Below are 23,642 nucleotides of genomic sequence, written 5' to 3' on the forward strand. Positions count from 1 at the left end.
GCGCGCACACTGCATCACTCTCACCTCATCGGGAGACCACCGTGCTCCGAATACTCGACCATATCGAGGAGTGGCTCATTACGCTTTTGATAGCCGTGGCCACCATCATCATTTTCGTGTCCGTCGTACATCGCTACGCCGCCGGTTTCGACGTGCCCGGCCTGCAGGACTGGCTGCTGTCGCTGAATCTCGGCTGGGCACAGGAGCTGTGCATCATCCTGTTCGTCTGGATGGCCAAGTTCGGCGCCGCCTACGGCGTGCGCACCGGCATCCACGTCGGCGTCGATGTGCTGATCAACCAGTTGCAGCCGGCACTGCGCAACAAGTTCGTCGTGTTCGGTCTGGCGGCCGGCGCGCTGTTCACTGGCGTCATTTGTGCGCTGGGCAGCCACTTCGTGTGGGAGAACGGCGCCGCCTATGCGGTGCTGAGCGCCCTCGGCCAGGACACCGGCGACCTGTTCGAGGGGCCGACCACGCCCGACCTCGAATGGCCGACCTGGATCGTATACATGGCCATACCACTGGGTTCCGGCCTGATGTGCTTCCGCTTCCTGCAGGTGATGACGGCCTTCATCCGCACCGGTGAGCTGCCGCACCACGATCATGCGCACGTCGAGGGCATGGAGGACGTCAAGCCGGTGCTGATCGGCGAGGCGGTCGAAGAAGCCGAAGAGCGCGAACACGCCAAGGGAGGCCGCCAATGAGCGCCGCCATCATCTTTGCCCTGCTGCTGGTGCTGATGCTCACCGGCATGCCGGTGTCCATCTCGCTGGGTCTGACCGTACTGACCTTCCTGTTCACGATGACCGATGTGCCGGTCGAGTCGGTGGCGCTGAAGCTGTTCACCGGTATCGAGAAGTTCGAAATCATGGCGATTCCGTTCTTCATCCTGGCCGGCAACTTCCTCACCCACGGCGGTGTGGCGAAGCGGATGATCAACTTCGCCACCTCGCTGGTCGGCCATTTCCACGGCGGCCTGGGCATGGGCGGCGTGGTGGCCTGCGGTCTGTTCGCTGCGGTGTCGGGCTCCAGCCCGGCGACGGTGGCGGCGATCGGCGCCATCCTGCTGCCGGCGATGGTCAAGCAGGGCTTCCCGATGAAGTTCGGCGCCGGCATCGTCGCCAGCTCGGGCGCGCTGGGCATCCTGATTCCGCCGTCCATCGTGATGGTGATGTATGCGGTGTCGACGAACTCGTCGATCGGCGCGCTGTTCATGGCCGGCATCATCCCGGGCGCTGTGCTGCTGTTCATGCTGGGCTTCACCACCTGGTGGCGCGCCAAGAGCAACAACTACCCGCGCATGCCAAAGGCACCGATGGTCGATCGCATCAAGGCCTTTCGCGAATCCTTCTGGGGGCTGATGCTCATCGTCGTCGTGATGGGCGGCATCTATACCGGCATCTTCACGCCGACCGAAGCGGCCGCGATGAGTGCGGTGTACGCCTTCATCGTCGCGGTATTCGTCTATCGCGACCTGCCGCTGAAGCGCATCCCCAAGGTGCTGCTCGATTCGGCAAACATGAGCGCGATGCTGCTCTACATCATCACCAACGCCATCCTGTTCTCCTTCCTGCTGACTTCGGAACAGATTCCACAGGCGGTGGCGGCCTGGCTGGTGGACAGCGGCATGGGGGCGCTGGGCTTCCTGCTGGTGGTGAACATTCTGCTGCTGCTGGCCGGCAACATCATGGAGCCGTCGTCCATCATCCTGATCACCGCGCCCATCCTGTTCCCGGTGGCGATGGCGCTGGGCATCGACCCGGTGCACTTCGGTATCATCATCACGGTGAACATGGAAATCGGCATGATCACGCCGCCGGTGGGCCTGAACCTGTATGTCGGAAGCGGCATCGCCAGGCTGGGCATGACGGACATGACCAAGGCAGTGTCGCCGTGGCTGGTCACGATGCTCATCTTCCTGGTCATCGTCACCTACTGGCCCGCTCTGTCGCTGTGGCTGCCGCGGACGCTTGGCATGATCAGCTGATGCGTACCTGACACCACTGCCACCCGCAGTTCTGACGCCGCGTGAAGTTATGCGCGGCGTTTTTCTTTTTTGCAAAGCCCTTGCTCAAGTCCGCGGTGCCGACAGTCGTAAATGGTCCTACGAGGAGATCGACGGTGCGCTTCCGTATAACTAAAGTCCTATAAGCACCTGTCGATATTGGCCATGTAGTGAATCGAAAACAGGGAACAGACACATGAAGAACATGCTGAGCATCCGCAAAGCCTTCCTTTTTCACTCGATCTTTGCGTCGGCCATGTGCACGGCCATTTTCGGCGTGCAGGAGTTTCTGTTTCCGGGTTGGACCGGCCTTATCGTATCGTCTGTCCTGAGTTCCGTCTTCATCATGGGTGTCGGCATCTGGTTCGGCACCGGCTTCGGTCAGCGCGCCGAACTGTTGGTCAACGCCATGCACAGCCTTGCCGAAGGCAAGCTCAATCACAAGCTCAGCCTGTCCGGCAAGGACGACTTTGCCTGGCTGGGCTATGAGTACAACCAGGCCTGCAAGTCTTTCCGCAAGCTGATCGAGAAGATGACGACCCTGTCGTCGACGCTCACCAGTTCGGCCGAAGAACTGTCCAAGCTGACCATCGCCGCGAACGAGACCGGCTCGCGCCAGGCCGACCGTATCCGTACCGTCGCCGAGGCGATGGAGCAGATGACCGCTTCGGCCCGCCAAGTGGCCGACCTGTCGGCCGACATGGACAGCATCGTGCGCGCCGCCGGCGACAGCACGCGCAGCGGCAAGACCGATCTCGAAGTGTCGATGGAGGGCGTCAGCCGCATCGCCAAGGAGATGGAAGAGTCGCTGCAGGTGATCGAGCGTCTGGTCAAGGATTCGGAAGAGATCGCCAAGATCAACGACGTGGTGAAAGACATTTCCGACCAGACCAATCTGCTGGCGCTCAACGCCGCGATCGAGGCCGCACGTGCCGGCGAGCAGGGTCGCGGTTTTGCGGTGGTGGCCGACGAGGTGCGCAAGCTGGCGCAGCGCACTCAGGGTTCCACCGCGGACATCGAGCAGATCGTCGCCAAGATCCGCCACGACGCCCAGGAAACGGTCGAGCGTGTCGGTCAGGCCAGCGAACGCGTCAGCGGCGCGGTGACCACCTCGCGCGGTGCGGTGGAGACTTTCGAATCCATCCTGCACCGCATGGAAGAACTGGTGAACAAGTCGGGTGAAGTGGCGACCAGCATGCGCGAACAGGACACCACGGCGCACGCCATCCTGCGCAACGCGGGCGAACTGTCGGCGCTGTCCGAGGACAACGCACGCGGCGTTGCGCAGACCGCGTCGCAGGGCGAATCGGTCGCCGGTTCGGCGCGCGAGCTCGAAGCCAGCCTGCGCACCTTCCAGATCTGAAACGCGTCGATCCCGAACAAGAAAAAGCCGGCGCATCGCGCCGGCTTTTTTCTTGTGCGAGGGTCAGCGCGCCGCGGTCTTTCCCTGTGCCTTGATCCGCGCATCCTCGTCGATGCGCGCTTCGATGAAGGTCTTGATCGCCCACACCGCCTCCTGCGTCAGCACCTTGTCCCACGGCGGCATGTGCTGCACGTCGAGCACGCGCTTGCCCTTGCGTACCGTCTTGACGAAGTAGTGATCGACGTCGCTGAGGCAGCGAAGCTGCAGGTCGGGTTCGGTCACCTTGCGACAGCCGCGGTGCAGGCGCAGCAGGTTGGGGCCGACCTGGTTCTTGTGATTGACATCGGTACCGTGGCAGACGGCGCACGACTCGTTGTAGAGCGCGCGACCGGTGTCGACGACGGCGGCGTTGCCGCGGTAGGGATTGCTGTCCTTCCATGCGTCGCCGACCGGCGGCAGCGCCGAGATATCGGTCTTCGGCGGATGCGCTTCCATCGCCGGATCGCCAGCGTGTGCGCTGCCGAGCAGCGCAGCCAGCAGCAGCGGTGCGGCCAGTGTCCTGATCATGTGCGGTATCTCCATTGCGGCGGGGCGGTGCTTACCAGCCCACCGGACAACCTTTGCAGTCGTCGAAATTGGCATCGAGGAAAACGGTGTAGCGCGTTACGCAGCCTTCCATGATGGCGTTGCGGAAATCGGCGCTGCCGAACTTGGTTTCCTGCAGGTTGGCGTTGACCAGCCGGGCGTAGTGGAAGCGCGCGAACATCGGGCGAGCCGCTTCCAGGTTGGCGGCCGTCAGGTCGGCGTAGCTGAAGTCGACACGGAACATGCGCGCGAACTCCATGTCCGCACCGACCAGCCGTGCGCCGCGCAGGCTGGCGGCGGGAATGTTGGCCTTCTGCAGGCGGGCCGAGCTGAGATCGGCGCGGTCCAGTATCGCGCCGGCAAGATTGGCGGCACGCAGGTCGGCGCGCACCATGTTCGCGCCGGTGAAGTCGGCGCCAGCGAGGTCCTTTGCCGACAGGTCGGCGTGGCGCAGGTCGGCACCCGGGCAACGGGTGTAGGGCCAGATCGGGCAGCCATTGACGACCAGTGTTTCGCTGGCCGAGGCGTCTTCGGCGACGGCAGGCGTGCTCAGGCCGAGCAGTGCGAGCAGTACTGCGGGGAAAAGTCTTCGCATCGAGGACTCCGGACAGAAAGAACCTGGCAACCGCGCATCTTGGGCCGACGCTGATGCGGCGGCACCGGAAATCGTTTCGCAGTTGCCAGGTAAAGGCCGGCCACGCAGGGCCGGCAGGAGGAGTGGCCGGCCCCCGCCGGGCGGCGGGGGCGCGCCGTCAATCAGCGCTTCGGCAGCTTGAAGGCCCAGAACGAGCCGCCCTGGCTGACCTGCTTGGTCAGCTCGGCCATGTCGCCGCCCCACAGCGGCACCGCGCCGCCGTAGCCGGAAGAGATGCCGATGTACTGTTCGCCATCCTGTTCCCAGGTGATGGGCACCGACACCACGCCGGAACCGGTCTGGAATTTCCAGACTTCCTTGCCGGTCTTGGCGTCGAAGGCCTTCACGTAGCCATCGGAGGTGCCGGTGAACACCAGGCCGCCGGCGGTGGTCAGCGTGCCGGCCCACAGCGGGAACTGCTCCTTGTGTTCCCAGGCGATCTTGCCGGTCTTCGGGTCGATCGCGCGCAGGACGCCGACGTGGTCGTCGAACAGCTTCTTGATCCGGAAGCCCTGGCCGAGGTAGGCGGCACCCGGCTTGTAGGTGACGTTCTCGGTCCAGTAGTCCATCGCCCAGTGGTTGGCCGGGATGTAGAACAGCTCGGTGTCCGGGCTGTACGACATCGGCATCCAGTTGGTGCCGCCGAGGAAGGGCGGTGACACGAAGATGGATTCGCCCTTGTCCGCACCGGCCTTGGGCTTCGGCGGATACTGGCTCTCGACCACGTTGGGCAGGCCGGTCTTCGGATCGAAGCCCTTGGACCAGGTGATGCCGTCGACGAAGGGCCAGGCACCGATCAGCGCGGTCTGCTTCCACGGGTAGCCGGCGCCGGTGGCCAGCTTTTCGCGGTCGGTCACGAAGAAGTAGCCGTTGCGGTCGGCGTGCGCCGATGCCTTCACCAGCTTGCCGGTCTTCGGATCCTTGTACTCGAACAGCAGCACAGAGTTGTTGCCGGAGAAGTCCCAGGCGTCGTTCGGCGTGTGCGAGAAGAAGCCCTTCAGTTCGCCGGTCGACGCATCGACATAGGCCTGACCGGAGGTGAACAGGCTGGGCCACTTGGTCGGGCTGTCGCCTTCCTTGGTCCGTTTCCAGGTGTTCCACGGGGCCGGGTTGCCGGTGCCGATCACGACCATGTTCTGTTCGACGTCGAACGAGGCGGTTTGCCACGGGGCACCGCCACCGTGACTCCAGGCTTCGACCTTGCCGGTTTCGCGGCTGGGATCATCCGGCCACGACGGCGCCTTGGCGTCGCCGGTCGTCGTGCTGTCCTTGCCGTTCAGGCGACCCATGTGGCCCTCAACCATCGGGCGCGCCCAGATCTCCTCGCCGGTATCGACGTCGCGCGCAAACAGGTAGCCGATAACGCCGAATTCGTCACCGGACGAACCGTGCACCAGCATCACGCGGCCGGACTTCTTGTCCTTGACGATGAAGGGGGCGCCCGACATCGTGTAGCCGACCTTGTGGTCGCCCCACTTCTTCGACCAGACGACCTTGCCGGTGTCCTTGTTCAAGGCCACCATGCCGGCGTCCAGCGTGCCGAAGTACACCTTGTCGCCGTAGATCGCCGCACCGCGGTTCACCACGTCGCAGCACGGACGGATGTCGTCCGGCAGCCGATGTTCGTACGCCCACAGACGCTTGCCGGTCTTGGCGTCGATGGCGTACATGCGGGAGTAGGAGCCGGTGATGTAGATGACGCCGTCGTGCACCAGCGCCTGGCCTTCCTGGCCACGCTGCTTCTCGCCGCCGAAGGAGTAGGACCACGCGGGGCTCAGCGATGCGACGGTCTGCGTGTTGATCTGCTTGAGCGGGCTGTGACGCTGGGCTTTCATGCCCAGACCGTAGGTCAGCACGTCCTTGGTCGTCTTGTCGTCGTTGACGATATCTTCCCAGCTCACCGTCTTGGCGGCGTGCACCGGGCCTGCTGCAAGGATGCCCAGCGCGATCAGCAGTGCCGGGTTCCTGAGGGCAAACGTTTTCATCCTGACTCCTCTTTCAGTGTTGATCTGTCGTGTCGTCATCGCGGCCCCGCTTGTTTCGCGGACACAGGGTCGTGATGCGCACTGCAGGTTAGGCAGCACCTGGAGGTGTCGAAGGTTCAAAGCTCCCGCAGAATCAGGGAGTCGATCCCGTTTTTCCGGACTGTTTCAGGGATGGACACTTAGTTGTCGAGGTCTGTAACAGACGGTGGTTCGGCAAGCTTTATGCCGGATGCGAGGCGGTCTGCCGGTTCCGTGCGACGATGGTCCTCGTCTTGCTTGCCTTGCTGCGCGGCGCCCGATTTCTGGCGCCGTCAACATATAGAAGATGCAATGGAGGAGTTTGTCCCGATGAAGAAGGTAATGGCGGCCCTCGGGTTCGCGCTTGCGTTGGCTGGCGCTGTGCACGCGGCCGATGCCGATCCGCTGAATTCCTCGCGCTGGCCGGATCTGCAGCGCGAATATCTGAACGATGCGCCGGTCGCTTTCGATCCGCGCATCGAAGTGCTGGCGCCCAAGGTGGCCGAGGATTCGATGAACGTGCCGGTGACCGTCAGGCTGAAGGGCTTGCCTGACGTCAAGCGCGTGCTGGTGATTGCCGACTTCAATCCCATCGTCAAGGTGCTCGACTTCCAGCCGCTGCTGGCGCAGCCCGGCCTGTCCTTCCGCATCAAGCTGCAGCAGGCGAGCCCGATCCGTGCGCTGGTGCAGACCGGCGACGGCAACTGGCTGGCCGGCGGGGTCTGGGTGGATGCGGCAGGCGGCGGCTGTACCGCACCGAGCACCGGTCGCAGCGCGCCGGACTGGGCGCAGAAGCTGAACCAGGTGCAGGGCAGGGTGTGGCGTGACGGACAGAACCAGCGGGTCCGTCTGCGCATCATGCATCCGATGGACACCGGTCTGGCACCCGGCATTCCGGCCTTCTTCATCGAACAGCTCGCCATCGTCGACGACAAGGGCGACGCCATGCTCAAGCTCGAGACCTTCGAGCCGCTGAGCGAGAACCCGGTGTTCTCGTTCGATCTGCCGGACACCGGCGCGGTGGCGCTGCGTGTCGTGGGCCGCGACAACAACGGCAATCGCATCGACGCCAAGGTGCAGCCATGATGGCCCGCCTCCTTGCTGCACTGGTCGCCCTCGCGCTGAGCTTCGCTGCACACGCGGCCACACCTTTCGACTATCGCCTGAAGCCGGAGAAGATCGCCGACGACACCTGGGTGCTGATCGGCAGCACCGAGGACATCACGCGCGCCAACGGCGGCAATATCGTCAACACCGCCTTCGTCGTCACCAAGGAGGGCGTGGTCGTGATCGACAGCGGCCCGTCGCGCCGTTATGGCGAACAGATGAGGGCGGCCATCGCCCGCGTCACCGACAAGCCGGTCGTGCGCGTGTTCAACACACACCATCACCCCGATCACTTCCTCGGAAATCAGGCGTTCGCGGATGTTCCGATCGCCGCATTGCCCGCCACGCGGGCCGGTGAGCGTGACGACGGCGGCGCCTTCGCCGACAACATGTACCGGATGGCGGGCGACTGGGCATCTGGCACCGAGCCCCAGATTGCGCAGCAGGACGCGCAGCCGGGACGGCTGACGGTGGGCGGACACGAGTTCGAGCTGATCGCGCTCGAAGGACACACCGCCGGCGATCTGGCCATTCTCGATCACCGGACCGGCGTGCTGTTCGCCGGCGATCTGGTGTTCCTCGATCGCGCCCCGACCACGCCGCACGCGTCGGTGCAGCGCTGGCTGAAGTCGCTCGACGCGCTCGCTGCGCTGGGCGCAAAGAAGACGCTGCCCGGTCACGGTCCCGTGCATGCGGGTAGCGCCGGCATCGAGCAGACGCGCGACTGGCTCAAGTGGCTTGATCAGACCCTGATGCAGTCAGCGGCAAACGGTCTCGACATGGCCGAGGTGATGCGCCTGCCGCTGCCCGAGCGCTTCGAGCGGATGCCGCTGGCGCGCAGCGAGTTCGAGCGTTCGGTCACCCACCTTTACGGTGCCTACGAGTTGCGCGCGCTGGACAGTGTTGCACTGCCTGTGTTGCAACAAAAATGAACACCTGACCCGTTTCGCATCGCAGGAGTGCGGTGCGAACGGGATTTTCTCCTTGTTTTGGGCTGGCCCGGTTTTTGCGGTCGGTCTCCTGCCGAAAAAGGGAACCATTCCCTTCGTGCAAGAGAGAAATTCACCAACGAGGAGGAAGTATGAAAGGCTTGCGTAATTCCACGCTGTCCAGCCTGCTGGTTGCGGCGTTCGCCGCGATGGCAGCACCGCAGGTCATGGCCGGTGTGACCGACCGTGACATCGAAAACGACGCGAAGACGACCGGCGATGTGCTGTCCTGGGGCATGGGCACGGAAGGCCAGCGCTACAGCCCGCTCGACAAGATCAACGTCGGCAACGTCAAGAATCTGGTTCCGGTGTGGTCGTTCTCGTTCGGCGGCGAAAAGCAGCGCGGTCAGGAATCGCAGCCGCTCGTCGTCAATGGCAAGATGTTCGTTACGGGTTCCTACTCCCGCCTGTACGCACTCGATGCCAAGACCGGCGCCAAGCTGTGGCAATACGAGCACCGCCTGCCGGACGGCATCATGCCGTGCTGCGACGTGGTGAACCGCGGCGCCGCCGTGTATGACAACCTGGTCATCTTCAGCACGCTGGACGCACAACTGGTCGCTCTCGACCAGAACACCGGCAAGGTCGTCTGGAAGGAAAAGATCGACGACTACCAGGCTGGTTACTCCAACACCGCAGCCCCGATCATCGCCAAGGGCCTGATCCTGACCGGCGTGTCCGGTGGTGAGTTCGGCATCGTCGGCCGCGTCGAGGCGCGTGATGCCAAGACGGGCAAGATGGTGTGGAGCCGTCCGACCGTCGAAGGTCACATGGGTTACAAGTACGATGCCGCCGGCAACAAGACGGAGAATGGCATCAGCGGCACCACCAACGCCACCTGGCAGGGCGACCTGTGGAAGACCGGCGGCGCGGCCACCTGGCTCGGCGGCTCCTACGACGCCAAGACCGGTCTGGCCTATTTCGGCACCGGCAACCCGGCTCCGTGGAACAGCCACCTGCGTCCCGGCGACAACCTGTACTCGTGCGCGACCGTTGCCATCGACGTCGCCACCGGCCAGATCAAGTGGCACTTCCAGGGCACGCCGAACGACGGCTGGGACTATGACGGCGTGAACGAATTCGTCACGTTCGACATGAACGGCAAGCGCATGGGCGGCAAGGCCGACCGCAACGGCTTCTTCTACGTGCTGGACGCCAACACCGGCAAGTTCGAGCGCGGCTTCCCCTTCGTCAAGAAGATCACCTGGGCCAAGGGCCTGGATGCCAACGGCAAGCCGATCTTCGATCCGGCCAACCGTCCTGGCGACCCGTCCAAGGGCGCCGACGGCAAGAAGGGTGAAGTGGTGTTCTCCGCTCCGTCCTTCCTCGGCGGCAAGAACCAGATGCCGATGGCTTACAGCCCGGACACCGGCCTGTTCTACGTGCCGGCCAACGAGTGGGGCATGGAAATCTGGAACGAGCCGATCACCTACAAGAAGGGTGCTGCATATCTGGGTGCCGGCTTCACCATCAAGACCATCGACGACAAGTACATCGGCGCGCTGCGCGCCGTCGATCCGAAGACCGGCAAGATCGTCTGGGAAGTCACCAACAACGCTCCGCTGTGGGGTGGTGTGATGACGACCAAGGGTGGCCTGGTGTTCTGGGGTACGCCTGAAGGTTTCCTGAAGGCCGCCGACGCGAAGACCGGCAAGGAAGTGTGGTCCTTCCAGACCGGTACCGGCGTCGTGGCGCCCCCGATCACCTGGGAACAGGACGGCGAGCAGTACATCGGCGTCGCTGCCGGCTGGGGTGGCGCTGTGCCGCTGTGGGGTGGGGACGTGGCCAAGAAGGTCAACTACCTGAACCAGGGTGGTTCGATGTGGGTGTTCAAGCTGCACAAGTAAAGTCACAGACGACCTGTGCTGGCATAGCGCTTGCATAAGTCGTGTATCCCGGCGCCTGTGGGCGTCGGGATGAAGGAAACAAGCGGGCAGGTCGCGGCGGACTGGAGCGACGTACTGGAACTTCAGGCCGAGCCCGCTTCCGGTGGTGTGATCCATCCCCGGTTTCGCGGCCGTATCCGTTCCGTTACAGGCAGTTTCGGGGTGGTGTTGTTCTCTTCAGTTAGACATGGCTCTTTGGCCGGCTTACCCAAGCCGGCCATTTTTTTGCCTGTCCGAAACGGGTGCCAAGGGATGCGCGGGAGCGATTCCCGCCCGCTGTACAGGTGGAACGTTACTGTACGAAGTGTTCAGTTCCGTGGCTGCCGCCCTGGCAGTGCGGCGGCCGGAGCCTGATCAGCCTTCCTTCAGCTTGCGATAGAGCGTGGTCCGGCTGATGCCCAGCTCGCGCGCCGTGGCGGCCACGTTTCCTTCGTTGCGCGACAGCGACTCGCGTATTGCGCGCAGCGTGAGGCTGTCCAGGTCGCACGGTGCCTGGGTGGTGACTGCACGGAACTCGGGTTCGCTCGGGGCGAACGTCGGCGCTCCGCCCAGCTCATCGATGAAGTCGTCCGGGAGGTGAGTCTTGCGGATGCAGCCATCGTCAGCGGCCATCACGCCGGCGGTGCGCAACAGATTCGCCAGCTGGCGCATATTGCCCGGCCAGGGATGGCGTTCGAACAGCGCGACCACTTCGTCGTCAATGCGCAGCCCCTGCGGAATGGATTCCTCGCTGGCGAGAATGCGATGCACCAGAGCGCGCAGATCGCTGCGCTCGCGCAGCGGCGGCAGCATCACGGTCAGACCGTTGAGCCGGTAGTAGAGGTCGGCGCGGAAGCTCCCTTGGGCGACCAGGTCGCGCAGCTTGCGGTGGGTTGCACAGATGATGGACAGATCGACCGGGGTTGCGCGGCCGCTGCCCAGCGGCACCACGGTACGTTCCTGCAGCACACGCAGCAGGCGCGCCTGCAGTGCCAGCGGCATGTCGCCGATCTCGTCGAGGAACAGAGTGCCGCCGTCCGCCTGCATGATGCGGCCGGGGTAGCCCTTGCGACGCGCTCCGGTGAATGCGCCCTCCTCGTAGCCGAACAGCTCCGACTCGATCAGGCCGTCGGGGATGGCGGCGCAGTTCACAGCGACGAAGGTCTGGTCGCGACGCGGCCCTTCGTCGTGAATGGCGCGTGCCAGCAGTTCCTTGCCGGTGCCGGTCTCGCCCTGGATCAGTACCGGGATGTCCCGCCCGAGCACGCGGCGAACCTTTTCGACCACTGCATCCATCTGCGCATCGCCGGTGCTGAGCCGAGCCAGTCCGCGGTCCTTGGCGATCTGCACCCGACTGACCGACTGACCGGATTCCGGACGCTGCACGTCCATGCTGATCACACGGGCCGGCGGACGGCTTTGATTGCCCGCTTGCGGGCGACCGAACAGCGTGCGGCCGCCGAACAGACGCAGTTCGAGCATGTCGGTGCCGCGCAGCAGCGGGTCGTACAGCGCACCCAGCGGCTTGTCGAACATCGAACTGAAGGTGTGCGTCAGCAGCTCGGCGTGGCTGCGGCCAATCAGCCGACAGGCGCTGCGGTTGGCGGACAGTACGCGACCATCCTGGTCGAAGGCGAGCAGCGCCTCGAACACCGTGCCTATCAGCTCCTGCTGGACATGACAGTGCAGCAGGAAACCGTCCGGGAAGGCGTGCGCGAACATCTGGTTCTCGATGGTCTGCACCGCCAGATTGATCAGCGCCAGGCTGTGATGCGACGGATTGCGCGAGTCACCGGTGACGTCAAGCACGCCGAGCATGCGGCTGCACGGGTCGAAGATGGGCGAGGCCGAACAGGTGAGGAAGTGGTTGGCCGAGAAGAAGTGCTGCGAGCCGTGCACCGACACTGGCACCTTTTCCACCAGCGCGGTACCGATGGCGTTGGTGCCCTTGCTTTCCTCCGACCATTCGACGCCGGGCGAAAGCGCGACCTTGGATGCGCGGTCGAGGAAGGTCTGGTCGCCAACCGAATGGATGATGAAACCCGAGGCATTGGTCAGCACGATCATGCTGCCCGAGCGGGCGATCTGCGCGTACAGGCCGTTCATCACCGGCGCCGCGTGCTTGAGCAGCGACTCGTTGCGCTCGCGTTCGGTCAGCAGCAGGTCGCGGCGGGCTCTTTCGACTTCGCGACTGTTCTTGTCGGCGTCGAGGCCGTGGCTGATGCAGCGGCTCCACGATGTTTCGATCAGTGCTGGCAGGACGCCTGCCGGCACTTCGCCGGCGCTGCGCATGATTTCGTGTGCCTGTTCGCTGCGCGCGATGTCGGCGGGGCTTGATTCCATGGTCTCCTCCGAGCCCGTTTCCGGGATGCACGGCCGGTTGTACCGGCTCTCGCCTCCGGCGGGTTGGCGGCAGCTCGTGCCTGCGCCATCGTCCCACCGGACTGTCGAAGCTTTATAGCGTGATTCGCTTCGCTGCGCTACACCTGTCTCAAAGTGAAGCCGAACTTGGCACGATTCGTGCAAACGGGCACACCCGCAAGCTGACTTGCAGCATGTGAACATCTACGGAGGAGTTATGAAAGCAGGAGCCGCAACTTTGAAGACGACGGCCATCGTCACCGCGCTGATCGCACTGGGCAGCATGACCACGATGCGTGTCGAAGCTCACGGCGACGTCGTACCGCAGGCCGTCGATGTCAGCACGCTGAAGGCGCTGGGCGCCGAGTGGCGCAAAGAGAACCCCTACCGCGGCGACAAGGAAGCGATCCGCATCGGCAGTTCCGCCTACAACCAGAACTGTGCGCGCTGCCACGGTCTGGAAGCAGTCAGTGGCGGTATCGCCCCGGATCTGCGCATGCTCCCGATCGATGCCGAAACCGACGACTATTTCCTCAACACCGTGCGCCGCGGCCGCGTGCGCAACGGCGCCGTCTACATGCCGCCGTTCGAGGAAGCGCTGTCGCAGGAAGCCATGTGGGCCATCCGTGCCTACATCGAAACCCGTCATGAAGACTGATATTGGGGCTCAGCGCCGCCGCCTGCTGCTCGCCGGCGCCGGCCTGGCATTGACCGGGCTGCCCGCGTGGGCGGAGGGCGACGAGGTCTGGGCCGGCGTGAAGAAGTCCGGTCTGCTGCGCGTTGCCTTTTACAAGGACTTCGCGCCGTTCTCGAATGAGGGCAAGGGTTCCGACGTCGATATCGCCGCCGCGCTGGCGGCACGCATGGGACTGAAGATGTCGCCGATGTTCTTCGACGCCGACGAGAACATGGGCGACGACCTGCGCAACATGGTCTGGAAGGGCCACTACATGGGCTACGGCCCGGCCGACATGATGATGCACGCGCCGGTCGACCGCGAGTACATGGCCCGTCAGGACAAGGTGGAATTCCTCGCGCCGTATCACCGTGAGCGCTATGCCATCGCCTACGACAGGCGCCGCGTCGACAACCTCGAAACGATGGCGCCGTTCGAAAAGCTGCCCTGTGGCGTGGTGGTCGATACGCTGCCCGATTCGCTGATGCTGTCGGCCGACGGCGGGCGTTATCGCAGTCAGCTCAAGCATTACAAGACGCTGACTGAGGCGATGGCTGCGCTGCGCTCCGGCGAGGTTGCCGGGGTGATGGCGCTGCAGGGCGAGCTTGAAGGGGCGGTCGCCGGTGACGCGAATTTCCCGGTCGGCCCGGCACCGATCGCACTGCTCAATACCCGCCAGTGGCCTGTCGGCATCGCCATCCGCAAGGGCGAACAGCAGCTTGGTCGGGCCATCATGGAGGCGATGAATGCGCTGGTCGCCGACGGCGAAATCGAGCGCATCATGGCGCGACACAATATCAAGTGGCGTGCACCCTGAGTGTTCAGGTGTCCAGTTTATGGACACCTGGACACCTGTCTCGCAAATAAGGATTTATTGAGACGGCGGAAGCGCACAGGCGCCAAATTCCGAGCGCTAAAATGTGAAGTGTTTTTCATAGCGGGGCGGCTTTCCCGCCAAAATCACCCTGCGAACCGTGTCACGCCCAGAACGTGGAGGAGCGAATCAATATGCAGAAGTCCCTACACATCGATCCCTCGAAATGCACCAGCTGCCTGCAATGCGAAATGGCCTGTTCGTTCGAGAACTACGGTGTATTCAACAACTCGCTGTCGCGCATCAAGGTGTTCGACTTCCACCATACGGGCGCCAAGGTTCCCTATACCTGTACGCAGTGCGATGAAGCCTGGTGCATGCACGCCTGTCCGGTCGAGGCGATCAAGCTCGACAAGACCAACGGCGCCAAGGTCGTGTTCGAAGACGTGTGCGTGGGCTGCAAGGTGTGCACGATCGCCTGTCCGTTCGGCACCGTGAATTACGTGGCCGAGACCGGCAAGGTGCAGAAGTGCGATCTGTGCGGCGGCAACCCGGCCTGTGCGGAAGCCTGTCCGACCGGTGCCATCACCTATGTGGACGCCAACTGGACCGGTCTGGACCGCATGCGCCAGTGGGCCGACAAGCTCGGCAACCAGCCCGCCTGATTTTCGGAGGAACACAAAATGGCATGGACCCGCAAAATCCTGCGCGTTAACCTGACCGACCGCACCTGCAAGAGCGAGCCCCTGAACATGCAGTGGGCTCAGGACTATCTCGGCCAGCGTGGTCTGGCAACGAAGTATCTGGTGTCGGAGATCGATCCCAAGGTCGATCCGCTGTCGCCGGACAACAAGATCATCTGGGCGACCGGTCCGCTGACCGGCACCATGGCCTCGACCGGCGGCCGCTACTCGGTCGTCACCAAGGGCCCGCTGACGGGCGCCATCGCCTGTTCGAATTCCGGCGGTTACTTCGGCGCCGAGCTGAAGTTCGCCGGCTGGGACATGGTCATCATCGAAGGCCGCGCTTCGAGCCCGGTCTACCTGTCGATCGAGAACGACAAGGTCGAAATCCGCGACGCGTCCCATCTGTGGGGCAAGACCGTCTGGGAAACCGAAGAGACGATCAAGGCCGCTCACCAGGATCCGCAGGTACGCGTTTCCTGTATTGGCCGCACCGGCGAAGCCGGCGTGCTGTACGCCGCCATCGTCAATGACCTGCACCGCGCAGCCGGCCGTTCCGGCGTCGGCGCGGTCGCCGGTTCGAAGAACCTGAAGGCACTCGTGGTGCGTGGCACCCTCGGCGTCGGCAATCTTGCCAACCCGAAGGAGTTCATGAAGGTCACCTACGAGAAGAAGAAGATCCTCAAGGAGAATGCGGTCACCGGTCAGGGCCTGCCGACCTATGGCACCCAGGTGCTGATGAACGTGATCAACGAGATCGGCGCCATGCCGACGCGCAACCACAAGGACGTGCAGTTCGAGGGTGCGCGCAAGATTTCCGCTGAGGCGATGCACGAGCCGCGCGAGTCCGACGGCAAGGCGCAACTGGTGAACAACCAGGGTTGCTTCGGCTGCACCATCGCTTGCGGCCGCATTTCGAAGATCGACCAGACCCACTACACCGTGGTGAACAGCCCGAAGTACTGGGGCGCCTCCGGCGGTCTGGAGTACGAAGCGGCGTGGTCGCTCGGCTGTGCCAACGGTGTCGATGACATCGAGGCGCTGCAGTACGCCAACATGCTGTGCAATGAAGACGGCTTCGATCCGATTTCCTTCGGCGCCACCATCGGTGCGGTGATGGAACTGTACGAAATGGGTGTGCTGACCAAGGAGGAGATCGGCATCGAGGCGCCGTTCGGCTCGGCCCGCGCGCTTACCTTCCTGGCCGAACAGACGGCCCGTGGTGAAGGTTTCGGCAAGATCGTCGGTCTCGGCTCGAAGCGCCTGTGTGAAAAGTACGGTCATCCCGAACTGTCGATGTCGGTCAAGGGCCAGGAATTCCCGGCCTACGACGCGCGTGGCGTGCAGGGCATGGGCCTGACCTACGCGACCTCGAACCGCGGTGCCTGCCACCTGCGTTCGTACACCATCTCGTCGGAAGTGCTGGGCATCCCGGTCAAGACCGATCCGCACACCACCGAAGGCAAGCCGGCACTGGTCAAGGCCTTCCAGGACGCCACCGCAGTGGTCGATTCGTCCGGCCTGTGCGTGTTCACGACCTTCGCCTGGGCGCTGTCGGACATCCAGCCGCAACTGCAGGCTGCCTGCGAAGGCGACTGGTCGATGGAAAAGCTGGACCTGATGGGCGAGCGCATCTGGAATATGGAGCGTCAGTTCAACAACGCAGCCGGCTTCACCCGCAAGGACGACGATCTGCCGCCGCGCCTGAAGAACGAAGCCGCCAAGGTCGGTCCGGCCAAGGGCCTGGTGTCGGGCATCGACAAGATGATTCCCGAGTACTACGAACTGCGCGGCTGGGACACCGAAGGCCGCCCGACGGCGGAGACGGTTGCCCGCCTGGGTCTCTGATCGAAGTCGTCGCATGAACACAGCGCGCCCTCCGGGGCGCGCTGCATTTCAGGAGCATCACTCATGAAGCACGTCATCATCGGCAACGGTCCGGCCGGCGTGGTCGCCGCCGAAGCGATCCGCCGTGCGGATCGCAATGCCGACATCGTCATGATCGGAGACGAACCCGAGCCGCCGTATTCGCGCATGGCCATTCCCTACCTGCTGGTTGGCAACATCCAGGAAAAGGGCACATGGCTGCGCAAGACCGATGGCCATTTCGCGTCGTTGAATATCAAGGAAGTGCTCGGGCGCGCGAAGGCGGTGGACACCGCCGGTCGCGTCGTTCATATGGAGGACGGCAGCTCCTTCGCCTACGACCGCCTGCTCATCTGTACCGGTTCGCATCCGCTCAAGCTGCCGGTGCCGGGCATTGACTCACCGAACGTTCACAGCTGCTGGACGCTGGACGACGCGCGCCACATTGCGGCCAAGGCGAAGAAGGGCGCTCGGGTGCTGCAGATCGGCGCCGGTTTCATCGGCTGCATCATCATGGAAGCGCTCGCGTCGCGCGGCGTGAAGCTGGACATCGTCGAAATGGGCGACCGCATGGTGCCGCGCATGATGACGTCCAAGGCGGGCGGCATGATCGCGCGCTGGGTCAAGCAGAAGGGCGTCAATGTGCACACCAGCGCGCGCGTCACTTCGATCCGCCAGAACGGCGACGAGCTGATTGCCACGCTGGGTGACGGCACCGAAGTGGTGGCCGACCTCATCATCGCGTCGGCTGGCGTGAAGCCTAACGTGGCCTTCCTGCAGGGCAGCGGCATCGCCTGCGCGACCGGCATCCTGATCGACGAACGCTGCGAAACCAACATCCCGGGCGTATTTGCCGCCGGCGACGTGGCCGAGGCGGTTGATTTCTCGACTGGCGAGCGTCTGGTCAATGCGATCCAGCCGAATGCGGTCGACCAGGGCCGAGTCGCGGCGATGAACATGGTGGGACGCAACACGCGCTCGCAAGGCACGATGGCGATCAACGTGCTCGACACGCTGGGCCTGATCTCGGCTTCGTTCGGACAGTGGTGGGGTGCCGAGGGCGGCGATTCGGTCGAGCTGATCGACGAAGAGCGCTTCCGTTACATCAGTCTGCAGTTCAAGGACGACGTGCTGGTCGGCGCGACCTCGATCGGCCTCACCGACCACGTCGGCGTGCTGCGCGGCCTGATCCAGACCCGAACGCCGCTGGGCAGCTGGAAGCAGCGCCTGATGCACGACCCGCTGCGCGTGATGGAGGCCTATCTGTCGATGGCCCAGGCGCAGAGCGCGCCGCCGCTGGCCGAAGCGCTGCACTGAAGATGCGGGTAACGCTGAAGTTGTACGCCTCGCTGTCCGATTTCCTGCCGGACGAGGCGAAGCGCACCAACGAGTGGCCGATGGACGTGCCCGAAGGAACGACGGTTGGCGATATGATCGCGCGCCATCAGCTTCCTGCACGGCTCGTCCATCTGGTTCTCGTGAACGGTCATTTCATTCCTCCCGCCAGCCGCGATGCGCGCGCGCTGGTCGATAACGACATACTTGCCATCTGGCCGCCGGTGGCGGGCGGATGAGCGCCGCCTTTCCACTGAAACCGGAAGAGATCGCCGCCGGCCAGGTCGTGCGCGTGATGAGCATAGGGCGCGAAGAGTTCTTCCAGATGCTGCCCGGCGCGGTCGAACTGCCCATCGTCCATCGCGGTGACAGCGTGAGCGGCCGTGGCTGGACGGTATCCGCCGAGGTGCTGCCGGCGCTTCACATCGCGCTGCTGAGCCTGCCTCGCCTGCGGGTGCAGATCGACTTCACGGTTCGCGATGTCGATTTCATGGCCGCCTTCATGGCGCGCTTCGACCGGCATTTCCAGCGCGGCGGCGGCTGAGTCCGGCCAGAATTTCAGGTCGGGCTGGTCGAGAGGGGGCCTCCCGGGTTAATATTCGGCGTGGCGGGTCTCCCCGCATCGTGGCGCGGTGAACCTGGTCAGGTCCGGAAGGAAGCAGCCATAGCTGCTCACCACGAGTGCCGGGGGTCAGGCTCGCCACCCCTCCCTTTTCTGCAGTCCGCACAGCCGTCCTCTTACGCCAGCGTCCAGATGACTTATCAGGTTCTTGCGCGCAAGTGGCGTCCCCGCAGTTTCGAAACCCTGGTCGGTCAGGATCACGTCGTGCGCGCGCTGACGCACGCGCTCGAACAGCAACGCCTGCATCACGCCTACCTGTTCACCGGCACCCGCGGCGTCGGCAAGACGACGATCTCGCGCATCCTGGCCAAGAGCCTGAACTGCGAAACCGGGATTACGGCAAAGCCCTGCGGCACCTGCGCCGCCTGCACCGAAATCGATGCCGGCCGTTTCGTCGACTACGTTGAAATGGATGCCGCGTCGAATCGCAGCGTAGACGACATGGCCGCGCTGCTCGAAAAGGCGGCCTACGCACCGGCGCGCGGGCGTTACAAGGTCTACATGATCGACGAAGTCCACATGCTGACCGGCCACGCCTTCAACGCGATGCTGAAGACGCTCGAAGAGCCGCCGGAGCACGTGAAGTTCATCCTCGCGACCACCGATCCGCAGAAGATTCCGGTGACCGTGCTGAGCCGCTGCCTGCAGTTCAACCTGAAGCAGATGCCGCCCGACGCCATCGTGCGTCATCTGTCGGGCGTGCTCGACGCCGAAGGTGTCGAATACGAACCGGCCGCACTGCGGCCGATCGCCAAGGGCGCCGCCGGTTCGATGCGCGACGCGCTGTCGCTGCTCGATCAGGCCATTGCGCACGGTGCCGGCCGACTGGTCGAGCAGGACGTGCTCGACATGCTGGGCACGGTGGGCGACGAACACCTCTACCTCATTCTCGACGCGCTGCTCGCCGGGGACGGTGCCGCGCTGATGACGCTGACTGCCCAGATGCGCGCGCGCAGCGTCGATTTTGACCAGGCGCTGCGCGAACTGGCCGTGCTGCTGCACCGTGTGGCAGTGGCGCAGAAAGTGCCGGACGCGATCACTGATGAAGGTGAGAAGGCGCGGCTCGAACCCTACGCTGCGGCGATGGACGCCGAATCGGTGCAGCTGGCCTACCAGATCGTCGTCCAGGGCTGCAACGATCTGGCGCTGGCGCCGGACGAAGTCACCGGGTTCTCGATGACCCTGCTGCGCCTGCTGGCCTTCCGTCCGGAGACGCCGCCGGCGCTGGGCATCACGCCGCGCGGCCAGAGCGCCGCGCTGCAGGCGCCCAACCGTGTCGCGCGCACCAGCGCGCCGGTGCCGCCCCCCGCTGCCGAGGCACCGGTCGCCGCGCCGTTGCCGCGAGAAACGCCGTCGCCCGCCGTGCCGGCGCCGCTGGCCGACGCGAATCCGGCACCGCCGCCTTGGGAGGAGGACGAGCCGGTCAATGTCGCGCCGCCCGCCGCGGCCGCAGCAGCGATGCCGCGCACCAACGCTGACTGGCATGCGCTGGTCGATACGCTGGACGTTGCCGCGCTGAGCAAGCAGCTGGCGCACCAGAGCGAATGGCTGGCCAGCGAAGGCGAGGCGATCCGCCTGCGCCTTTCGCGCGACATGGCGCACCTGATCACTTCCGGCCAGGACAAGTTGCGCGCCGCGCTGCAGACCCGCCTCGGCGTCAATGTCCGGCTGCATTTCGAACAGGGTGACCCGGTCGGACAGACCGTTGCCCAGCGACTGAACGCAGAACAGCGCGCGCGCCATGAACAGGCGTGCGCGTCGATGAAGAATGACCCCTTCGTGCAGCAGGTGATTGAACAGTTCGGCGCCCGGCTGATCGAAGACTCGATCAAACCCCTTTGAGGACAGCACCATGATGAAAGGTGGCATCGGTGGCCTGATGAAGCAGGCCCAGCAGATGCAGGAAAACATGAAGAAGATGCAGGAGCAGCTGGCCAGCGTCGAAGTCGAGGGCCAGTCGGGTGCCGGCATGGTCAAGGTGATCATGACCTGCAAGCACGACGTGCGTCGCGTTTCCATCGACCCGTCGGTGATGGACGACCGCGAAATGCTGGAAGACCTGCTCGCGGCCGCCGTCAACGACGCGGTACGCCGCGTCGAGGCGACCACCCAGGAAAAGATGGCCGGCTTCACGTCCGGCCTGAACCTGCCGCCGGGCTTCAAGCTGCCGTTCTGAGTCCGGTCCTGCGCCCGTCATGAGTACAGGTGTGCTGGACGAGCTGGTCAGCGCGCTGCGCTGCCTGCCTTCGGTCGGCCCGAAAAGCGCGCAGCGCATGGCCTTCCATCTGCTGCAGCGTGACCGCGGTGGCGCCGAGAAGCTGGCGCGCGCGCTCGGCAATGCGCTGACGCGGCTGCACAACTGCGCGCGCTGCAATACCTTCACCGAACTCGAGGTGTGCGAGCGTTGCAGTTCGCCGCGCCGCGATGCCAGTCTTCTGTGCGTGGTCGAAACTCCGGCCGACATGCTGATGATGGAGCAGACGCACAGCTATGCCGGGCTCTATTTCTGCCTGATGGGGCGCATCGCGCCACTCGAAGGCGTCGGTCCGAAGGAGCTGCGGCTGGATCGCCTGCTCGAACGCGCTGCCGACCCGGCCGTGCGTGAGGTCATCCTGGCGACCAATTTCACCAATGAGGGCGAAGCGACGGCGCATTACCTCGGCGAGATGCTGCGCGCGCGCGGCCTCGCTGTCAGCCGCATCGCCCGTGGTCTGCCGGTCGGTGGCGAGCTGGAACACACCGATATCGGCACCATCGCCCAGGCGCTGTCGGAAAGGCGGCCGGCGTGAGCACGCAGGCCCGCCCGCTTGATGGCCTGAAAGTGGTCGAACTGGGCACGCTGATCGCCGGCCCGTTCGCCGCGCGCATCCTGGCCGAGTTCGGCGCCGAGGTGATCAAGGTCGAGTCGCCAGACGGTGGCGACCCGCTGCGCAAGTGGCGCCTGCTGTACGAAGGCACTTCGTTGTGGTGGTTCGTGCAGGCGCGCAACAAGAAGTCGGTCACGCTGAACCTGAAGCATCCGGACGCGATCGCGGTGCTGAAGAAGCTGCTGGCGGACGCCGACGTGCTGGTCGAAAACTTCCGCCCGGGCGTGCTCGAAAAGCTCGGTCTGCCGGAAGCGGTGCTGAAGGACATCAATCCGTCGCTGGTCATCGTGCGCCTGTCGGGCTTCGGGCAGACCGGACCGATGGCGCAGCAGCCGGGTTTCGGGGCCATCGGCGAATCGATGGGCGGGCTGCGCTACATCACCGGCTTTCCCGATCGCCCGCCGGTCAAGGTGGGCATTTCGATCGGCGATTCGATCGCCGCGCTGTGGGGGGTGATCGGCGCGCTGATGGCGCTGCGCCATCGCGACGCCACCGGCGGGCGCGGGGCAGGGCAGGGTCAGACCGTCGATGTCGCGCTGTACGAAGCGGTGTTCGCGATGATGGAAAGCATGCTGCCGGAGTTCGACGTGTTCGGTTTCATCCGCGGCCGCACTGGCAACATCATGCCCGGCATCACGCCGTCGAACACGCATACCGCCTGCGACGGCCGTCACATCATCATCGGCGGCAATGGCGACGCCATCTTCCGGCGGCTGATGATAGCGATCGGGCGGCCCGATCTGGCCGACGATCCCGCTCTGGCCGACAACGCCGGGCGCGACGCGCGTCGCGACGAAATCTACGGCCTGATCGACGCCTGGGTTGCCGCGCGCGACGGCGACGAAGTACTGCGCCTGCTGGGCGATGCCGACGTGCCGGTCAGCCGTGTCTATTCGATCGAGGACATTGCGTCCGATCCGCAGTATCTGGCGCGCGCCGTGTTTGAAACCGCGCGCCTGCCGGATGGCCGCGAATTCAAGGCACCGGCGCCGATGCCGCGCCTGTCGGAAACACCCGGCCGCACCGACTGGATCGGTCCGGCGCTGGGTGAGCATACGGATGAAGTGCTCGGCGGGCTCGGATACTGCGCCGGTGACATCGCCGCGCTGCGCGCCCGTGGCGCGCTTTGAAATCATCGGAAATCGGCTTCTCTCGCCGCTTCCGCGTTGTTTGCAGTGCAGCAGGGCTTTAAACGGGGCACCGCTTGAGGGTATAATCGCAGGTTGTGCAGAATCAATTGTCTAGACGGGATAAAGCATGAGTGGCAATGAACGGAAAGCGGATTGCGGCCGGCGCAATCTGCTCGTGGCAACAGCCTGTGCTGGCGGTGTGGCCGGGCTCGCGGTGGCAGTGCCTTTTCTCACCAGTCTTTCCCCTTCGGAGCGCGCGAAAGCGGCCGGCGCTCCGGTCGAGGTGGACATTTCCAAACTCGGTCCCGGTGAAATGACCACCGTCGAGTGGCAAGGCAAGCCGGTGTGGATCATGCGCCGCACGCCGACCCAGCTCGAAGCGCTGGCCAAGATCGAGGACAAGCTGGCCGACCCGAAGTCGGAGCGCAATCCTTCCGAGTTCACTCCCGAATACGCACGCAACGTGCAGCGCTCGCGTGAAGACCACGCTGACGTGCTGGTCGTTGTCGCCATCTGTACCCACCTCGGCTGTTCGCCGTCGGGCCCCTTCGAGTCGGGCTCCAACGCGCAGCTCGGCGACGTCGCCGGCTTCGTGTGTCCGTGCCACGGTTCGACCTTCGACCTGTCCGGTCGCGTGTTCAAGGCCATGCCGGCCCCGGACAACCTGAAGGTTCCGCCGTACATGTTCCTGTCTGACTCGCGCATCCTGGTCGGCCAGGATTCCAAGGAGGGTTGAT

At 64.4% G+C, this 23,642-nt stretch carries 22 protein-coding genes and 1 other RNA gene; 19 read left to right on the plus strand and 4 right to left on the minus strand.

What is annotated here, in order from left to right; translation table 11 throughout:
* Nucleotides 1-41: 41 nt before the first annotated feature.
* The 3 genes from METRZ18153_RS0108200 to METRZ18153_RS0108210 all read left to right on the plus strand — a co-directional run bounded on the left by METRZ18153_RS0108200 (nucleotide 42) and on the right by METRZ18153_RS0108210 (nucleotide 3,368).
* Nucleotides 42-704 carry a TRAP transporter small permease gene (locus tag METRZ18153_RS0108200; protein WP_029143632.1) on the plus strand — a complete coding sequence of 221 codons (663 nt, stop codon included), beginning with the start codon at nucleotides 42-44 and terminating at the stop codon, nucleotides 702-704.
* Complete coding sequence (locus METRZ18153_RS0108205; protein ID WP_020164275.1) at nucleotides 701-1,987, plus strand: TRAP transporter large permease; 1,287 nt, start codon at nucleotides 701-703, stop codon at nucleotides 1,985-1,987. Before METRZ18153_RS0108200 ends, METRZ18153_RS0108205 begins: the two co-directional genes overlap by 4 nt.
* A 364-nt stretch (nucleotides 1,988-2,351) precedes the next feature.
* Nucleotides 2,352-3,368, plus strand: coding sequence for a methyl-accepting chemotaxis protein (locus tag METRZ18153_RS0108210; RefSeq protein ID WP_232415999.1), 1,017 nt, complete (start codon nucleotides 2,352-2,354; stop codon nucleotides 3,366-3,368).
* Nucleotides 3,369-3,431: 63 nt separating this feature from the next.
* On the opposite strand, the gene METRZ18153_RS0108215 is transcribed toward METRZ18153_RS0108210, so the two are convergent.
* From METRZ18153_RS0108215 to METRZ18153_RS0108225, 3 genes are all read right to left on the minus strand, one after another.
* On the minus strand, nucleotides 3,432-3,935 hold the full coding sequence (locus METRZ18153_RS0108215; protein WP_020164277.1) for a c-type cytochrome: 504 nt from the start codon (nucleotides 3,933-3,935) through the stop codon (nucleotides 3,432-3,434).
* A gap of 31 nt (nucleotides 3,936-3,966) precedes the next feature.
* Nucleotides 3,967-4,548 carry a pentapeptide repeat-containing protein gene (locus METRZ18153_RS0108220; protein ID WP_020164278.1) on the minus strand — a complete coding sequence of 194 codons (582 nt, stop codon included), beginning with the start codon at nucleotides 4,546-4,548 and terminating at the stop codon, nucleotides 3,967-3,969.
* Nucleotides 4,549-4,709: 161 nt separating this feature from the next.
* Nucleotides 4,710-6,572, minus strand: coding sequence for a methanol/ethanol family PQQ-dependent dehydrogenase (locus METRZ18153_RS0108225; protein ID WP_020164279.1), 1,863 nt, complete (start codon nucleotides 6,570-6,572; stop codon nucleotides 4,710-4,712).
* A gap of 348 nt (nucleotides 6,573-6,920) precedes the next feature.
* On the opposite strand from METRZ18153_RS0108225, the gene METRZ18153_RS0108230 reads away from it, so the two are divergent.
* The 3 genes from METRZ18153_RS0108230 (at nucleotide 6,921) to METRZ18153_RS0108240 (ending at nucleotide 10,533) form a co-directional block, all read left to right on the plus strand.
* Nucleotides 6,921-7,676: a quinoprotein dehydrogenase-associated SoxYZ-like carrier gene (locus METRZ18153_RS0108230; protein ID WP_020164280.1), complete on the plus strand. Its 756-nt coding sequence runs from the start codon at nucleotides 6,921-6,923 to the stop codon at nucleotides 7,674-7,676.
* Nucleotides 7,673-8,629, plus strand: coding sequence for a quinoprotein relay system zinc metallohydrolase 1 (locus METRZ18153_RS0108235; RefSeq protein WP_029143634.1), 957 nt, complete (start codon nucleotides 7,673-7,675; stop codon nucleotides 8,627-8,629). The genes METRZ18153_RS0108230 and METRZ18153_RS0108235 overlap by 4 nt, the downstream gene beginning before the upstream one ends.
* A gap of 149 nt (nucleotides 8,630-8,778) precedes the next feature.
* On the plus strand, nucleotides 8,779-10,533 hold the full coding sequence (locus tag METRZ18153_RS0108240) for a PQQ-dependent methanol/ethanol family dehydrogenase (protein ID WP_020164282.1): 1,755 nt from the start codon (nucleotides 8,779-8,781) through the stop codon (nucleotides 10,531-10,533).
* A gap of 393 nt (nucleotides 10,534-10,926) precedes the next feature.
* On the opposite strand, the gene METRZ18153_RS0108245 is transcribed toward METRZ18153_RS0108240, so the two are convergent.
* Nucleotides 10,927-12,894, minus strand: coding sequence for a sigma-54-dependent Fis family transcriptional regulator (locus METRZ18153_RS0108245; RefSeq protein ID WP_020164283.1), 1,968 nt, complete (start codon nucleotides 12,892-12,894; stop codon nucleotides 10,927-10,929).
* Between the two features lie 256 nt (nucleotides 12,895-13,150).
* On the opposite strand from METRZ18153_RS0108245, the gene pedF reads away from it, so the two are divergent.
* The 13 genes from pedF to petA all read left to right on the plus strand — a co-directional run bounded on the left by pedF (nucleotide 13,151) and on the right by petA (nucleotide 23,641).
* A complete protein-coding gene (pedF, locus tag METRZ18153_RS0108250) occupies nucleotides 13,151-13,570 on the plus strand; it encodes a cytochrome c-550 PedF (protein WP_020164284.1) in 420 nt (139 codons plus the stop codon).
* The gene (locus tag METRZ18153_RS0108255; protein ID WP_020164285.1) at nucleotides 13,560-14,405 is read left to right on the plus strand and encodes a substrate-binding periplasmic protein; all 846 of its coding nucleotides are present in this window, start codon (nucleotides 13,560-13,562) and stop codon (nucleotides 14,403-14,405) included. The genes pedF and METRZ18153_RS0108255 overlap by 11 nt, the downstream gene beginning before the upstream one ends.
* Nucleotides 14,406-14,596: 191 nt before the next feature.
* Complete coding sequence (locus METRZ18153_RS0108260) at nucleotides 14,597-15,067, plus strand: 4Fe-4S dicluster domain-containing protein (protein WP_019918660.1); 471 nt, start codon at nucleotides 14,597-14,599, stop codon at nucleotides 15,065-15,067.
* Nucleotides 15,068-15,085: 18 nt separating this feature from the next.
* The gene (locus METRZ18153_RS0108265; protein ID WP_020164287.1) at nucleotides 15,086-16,933 is read left to right on the plus strand and encodes an aldehyde ferredoxin oxidoreductase family protein; all 1,848 of its coding nucleotides are present in this window, start codon (nucleotides 15,086-15,088) and stop codon (nucleotides 16,931-16,933) included.
* A gap of 63 nt (nucleotides 16,934-16,996) precedes the next feature.
* Nucleotides 16,997-18,268, plus strand: coding sequence for an NAD(P)/FAD-dependent oxidoreductase (locus tag METRZ18153_RS0108270; protein WP_020164288.1), 1,272 nt, complete (start codon nucleotides 16,997-16,999; stop codon nucleotides 18,266-18,268).
* Between the two features lie 2 nt (nucleotides 18,269-18,270).
* Nucleotides 18,271-18,525: a sulfur carrier protein ThiS gene (gene thiS / locus METRZ18153_RS0108275; protein WP_020164289.1), complete on the plus strand. Its 255-nt coding sequence runs from the start codon at nucleotides 18,271-18,273 to the stop codon at nucleotides 18,523-18,525.
* Nucleotides 18,522-18,830, plus strand: a complete 309-nt coding sequence (locus tag METRZ18153_RS0108280) for a hypothetical protein (protein ID WP_020164290.1) — start codon at nucleotides 18,522-18,524, stop codon at nucleotides 18,828-18,830. The genes thiS and METRZ18153_RS0108280 overlap by 4 nt, the downstream gene beginning before the upstream one ends.
* Nucleotides 18,831-18,892: 62 nt before the next feature.
* An RNA gene (gene ffs, locus METRZ18153_RS20570) (signal recognition particle sRNA small type) lies at nucleotides 18,893-18,991 on the plus strand.
* A gap of 49 nt (nucleotides 18,992-19,040) precedes the next feature.
* Nucleotides 19,041-20,750 carry a DNA polymerase III subunit gamma/tau gene (gene dnaX, locus METRZ18153_RS0108285; protein ID WP_020164291.1) on the plus strand — a complete coding sequence of 570 codons (1,710 nt, stop codon included), beginning with the start codon at nucleotides 19,041-19,043 and terminating at the stop codon, nucleotides 20,748-20,750.
* Between the two features lie 10 nt (nucleotides 20,751-20,760).
* Nucleotides 20,761-21,084, plus strand: a complete 324-nt coding sequence (locus tag METRZ18153_RS0108290) for a YbaB/EbfC family nucleoid-associated protein (protein ID WP_020164292.1) — start codon at nucleotides 20,761-20,763, stop codon at nucleotides 21,082-21,084.
* Nucleotides 21,085-21,103: 19 nt separating this feature from the next.
* Nucleotides 21,104-21,697, plus strand: a complete 594-nt coding sequence (gene recR, locus METRZ18153_RS0108295; protein ID WP_029143636.1) for a recombination mediator RecR — start codon at nucleotides 21,104-21,106, stop codon at nucleotides 21,695-21,697.
* Nucleotides 21,694-22,905, plus strand: coding sequence for a CaiB/BaiF CoA transferase family protein (locus tag METRZ18153_RS0108300; protein ID WP_020164294.1), 1,212 nt, complete (start codon nucleotides 21,694-21,696; stop codon nucleotides 22,903-22,905). Before recR ends, METRZ18153_RS0108300 begins: the two co-directional genes overlap by 4 nt.
* 127 nt (nucleotides 22,906-23,032) lie before the next feature.
* A complete protein-coding gene (petA, locus tag METRZ18153_RS0108305; RefSeq protein WP_029143637.1) occupies nucleotides 23,033-23,641 on the plus strand; it encodes a ubiquinol-cytochrome c reductase iron-sulfur subunit in 609 nt (202 codons plus the stop codon).
* Nucleotide 23,642 lies beyond the last annotated feature (1 nt).

This window comes from Methyloversatilis discipulorum (genome assembly GCF_000385375.1).
In the GTDB taxonomy this organism is placed as follows: Bacteria; Pseudomonadota; Gammaproteobacteria; order Burkholderiales; family Rhodocyclaceae; genus Methyloversatilis; species Methyloversatilis discipulorum_A.

Excerpts from the sequence above, each read along its gene's own strand:
- METRZ18153_RS0108205 (WP_020164275.1), top strand. The coding sequence starts at position 701 with ATGAGCGCCGCCATCATCTTTGCCCTGCTGCTGGTGCTGATGCTCACC.
- METRZ18153_RS0108210 (WP_232415999.1), top strand. The coding sequence starts at position 2,352 with ATGGGTGTCGGCATCTGGTTCGGCACCGGCTTCGGTCAGCGCGCCGAA.
- METRZ18153_RS0108215 (WP_020164277.1), bottom strand. The coding sequence starts at position 3,935 with ATGATCAGGACACTGGCCGCACCGCTGCTGCTGGCTGCGCTGCTCGGC.
- METRZ18153_RS0108220 (WP_020164278.1), bottom strand. The coding sequence starts at position 4,548 with ATGCGAAGACTTTTCCCCGCAGTACTGCTCGCACTGCTCGGCCTGAGC.
- METRZ18153_RS0108225 (WP_020164279.1), bottom strand. The coding sequence starts at position 6,572 with ATGAAAACGTTTGCCCTCAGGAACCCGGCACTGCTGATCGCGCTGGGC.
- METRZ18153_RS0108230 (WP_020164280.1), top strand. The coding sequence starts at position 6,921 with ATGAAGAAGGTAATGGCGGCCCTCGGGTTCGCGCTTGCGTTGGCTGGC.
- METRZ18153_RS0108235 (WP_029143634.1), top strand. The coding sequence starts at position 7,673 with ATGATGGCCCGCCTCCTTGCTGCACTGGTCGCCCTCGCGCTGAGCTTC.
- METRZ18153_RS0108240 (WP_020164282.1), top strand. The coding sequence starts at position 8,779 with ATGAAAGGCTTGCGTAATTCCACGCTGTCCAGCCTGCTGGTTGCGGCG.
- METRZ18153_RS0108245 (WP_020164283.1), bottom strand. The coding sequence starts at position 12,894 with ATGGAATCAAGCCCCGCCGACATCGCGCGCAGCGAACAGGCACACGAA.
- METRZ18153_RS0108255 (WP_020164285.1), top strand. The coding sequence starts at position 13,560 with ATGAAGACTGATATTGGGGCTCAGCGCCGCCGCCTGCTGCTCGCCGGC.
- METRZ18153_RS0108260 (WP_019918660.1), top strand. The coding sequence starts at position 14,597 with ATGCAGAAGTCCCTACACATCGATCCCTCGAAATGCACCAGCTGCCTG.
- METRZ18153_RS0108265 (WP_020164287.1), top strand. The coding sequence starts at position 15,086 with ATGGCATGGACCCGCAAAATCCTGCGCGTTAACCTGACCGACCGCACC.
- METRZ18153_RS0108270 (WP_020164288.1), top strand. The coding sequence starts at position 16,997 with ATGAAGCACGTCATCATCGGCAACGGTCCGGCCGGCGTGGTCGCCGCC.
- thiS (WP_020164289.1), top strand. The coding sequence starts at position 18,271 with ATGCGGGTAACGCTGAAGTTGTACGCCTCGCTGTCCGATTTCCTGCCG.
- METRZ18153_RS0108280 (WP_020164290.1), top strand. The coding sequence starts at position 18,522 with ATGAGCGCCGCCTTTCCACTGAAACCGGAAGAGATCGCCGCCGGCCAG.
- dnaX (WP_020164291.1), top strand. The coding sequence starts at position 19,041 with ATGACTTATCAGGTTCTTGCGCGCAAGTGGCGTCCCCGCAGTTTCGAA.
- METRZ18153_RS0108290 (WP_020164292.1), top strand. The coding sequence starts at position 20,761 with ATGATGAAAGGTGGCATCGGTGGCCTGATGAAGCAGGCCCAGCAGATG.
- recR (WP_029143636.1), top strand. The coding sequence starts at position 21,104 with ATGAGTACAGGTGTGCTGGACGAGCTGGTCAGCGCGCTGCGCTGCCTG.
- petA (WP_029143637.1), top strand. The coding sequence starts at position 23,033 with ATGAGTGGCAATGAACGGAAAGCGGATTGCGGCCGGCGCAATCTGCTC.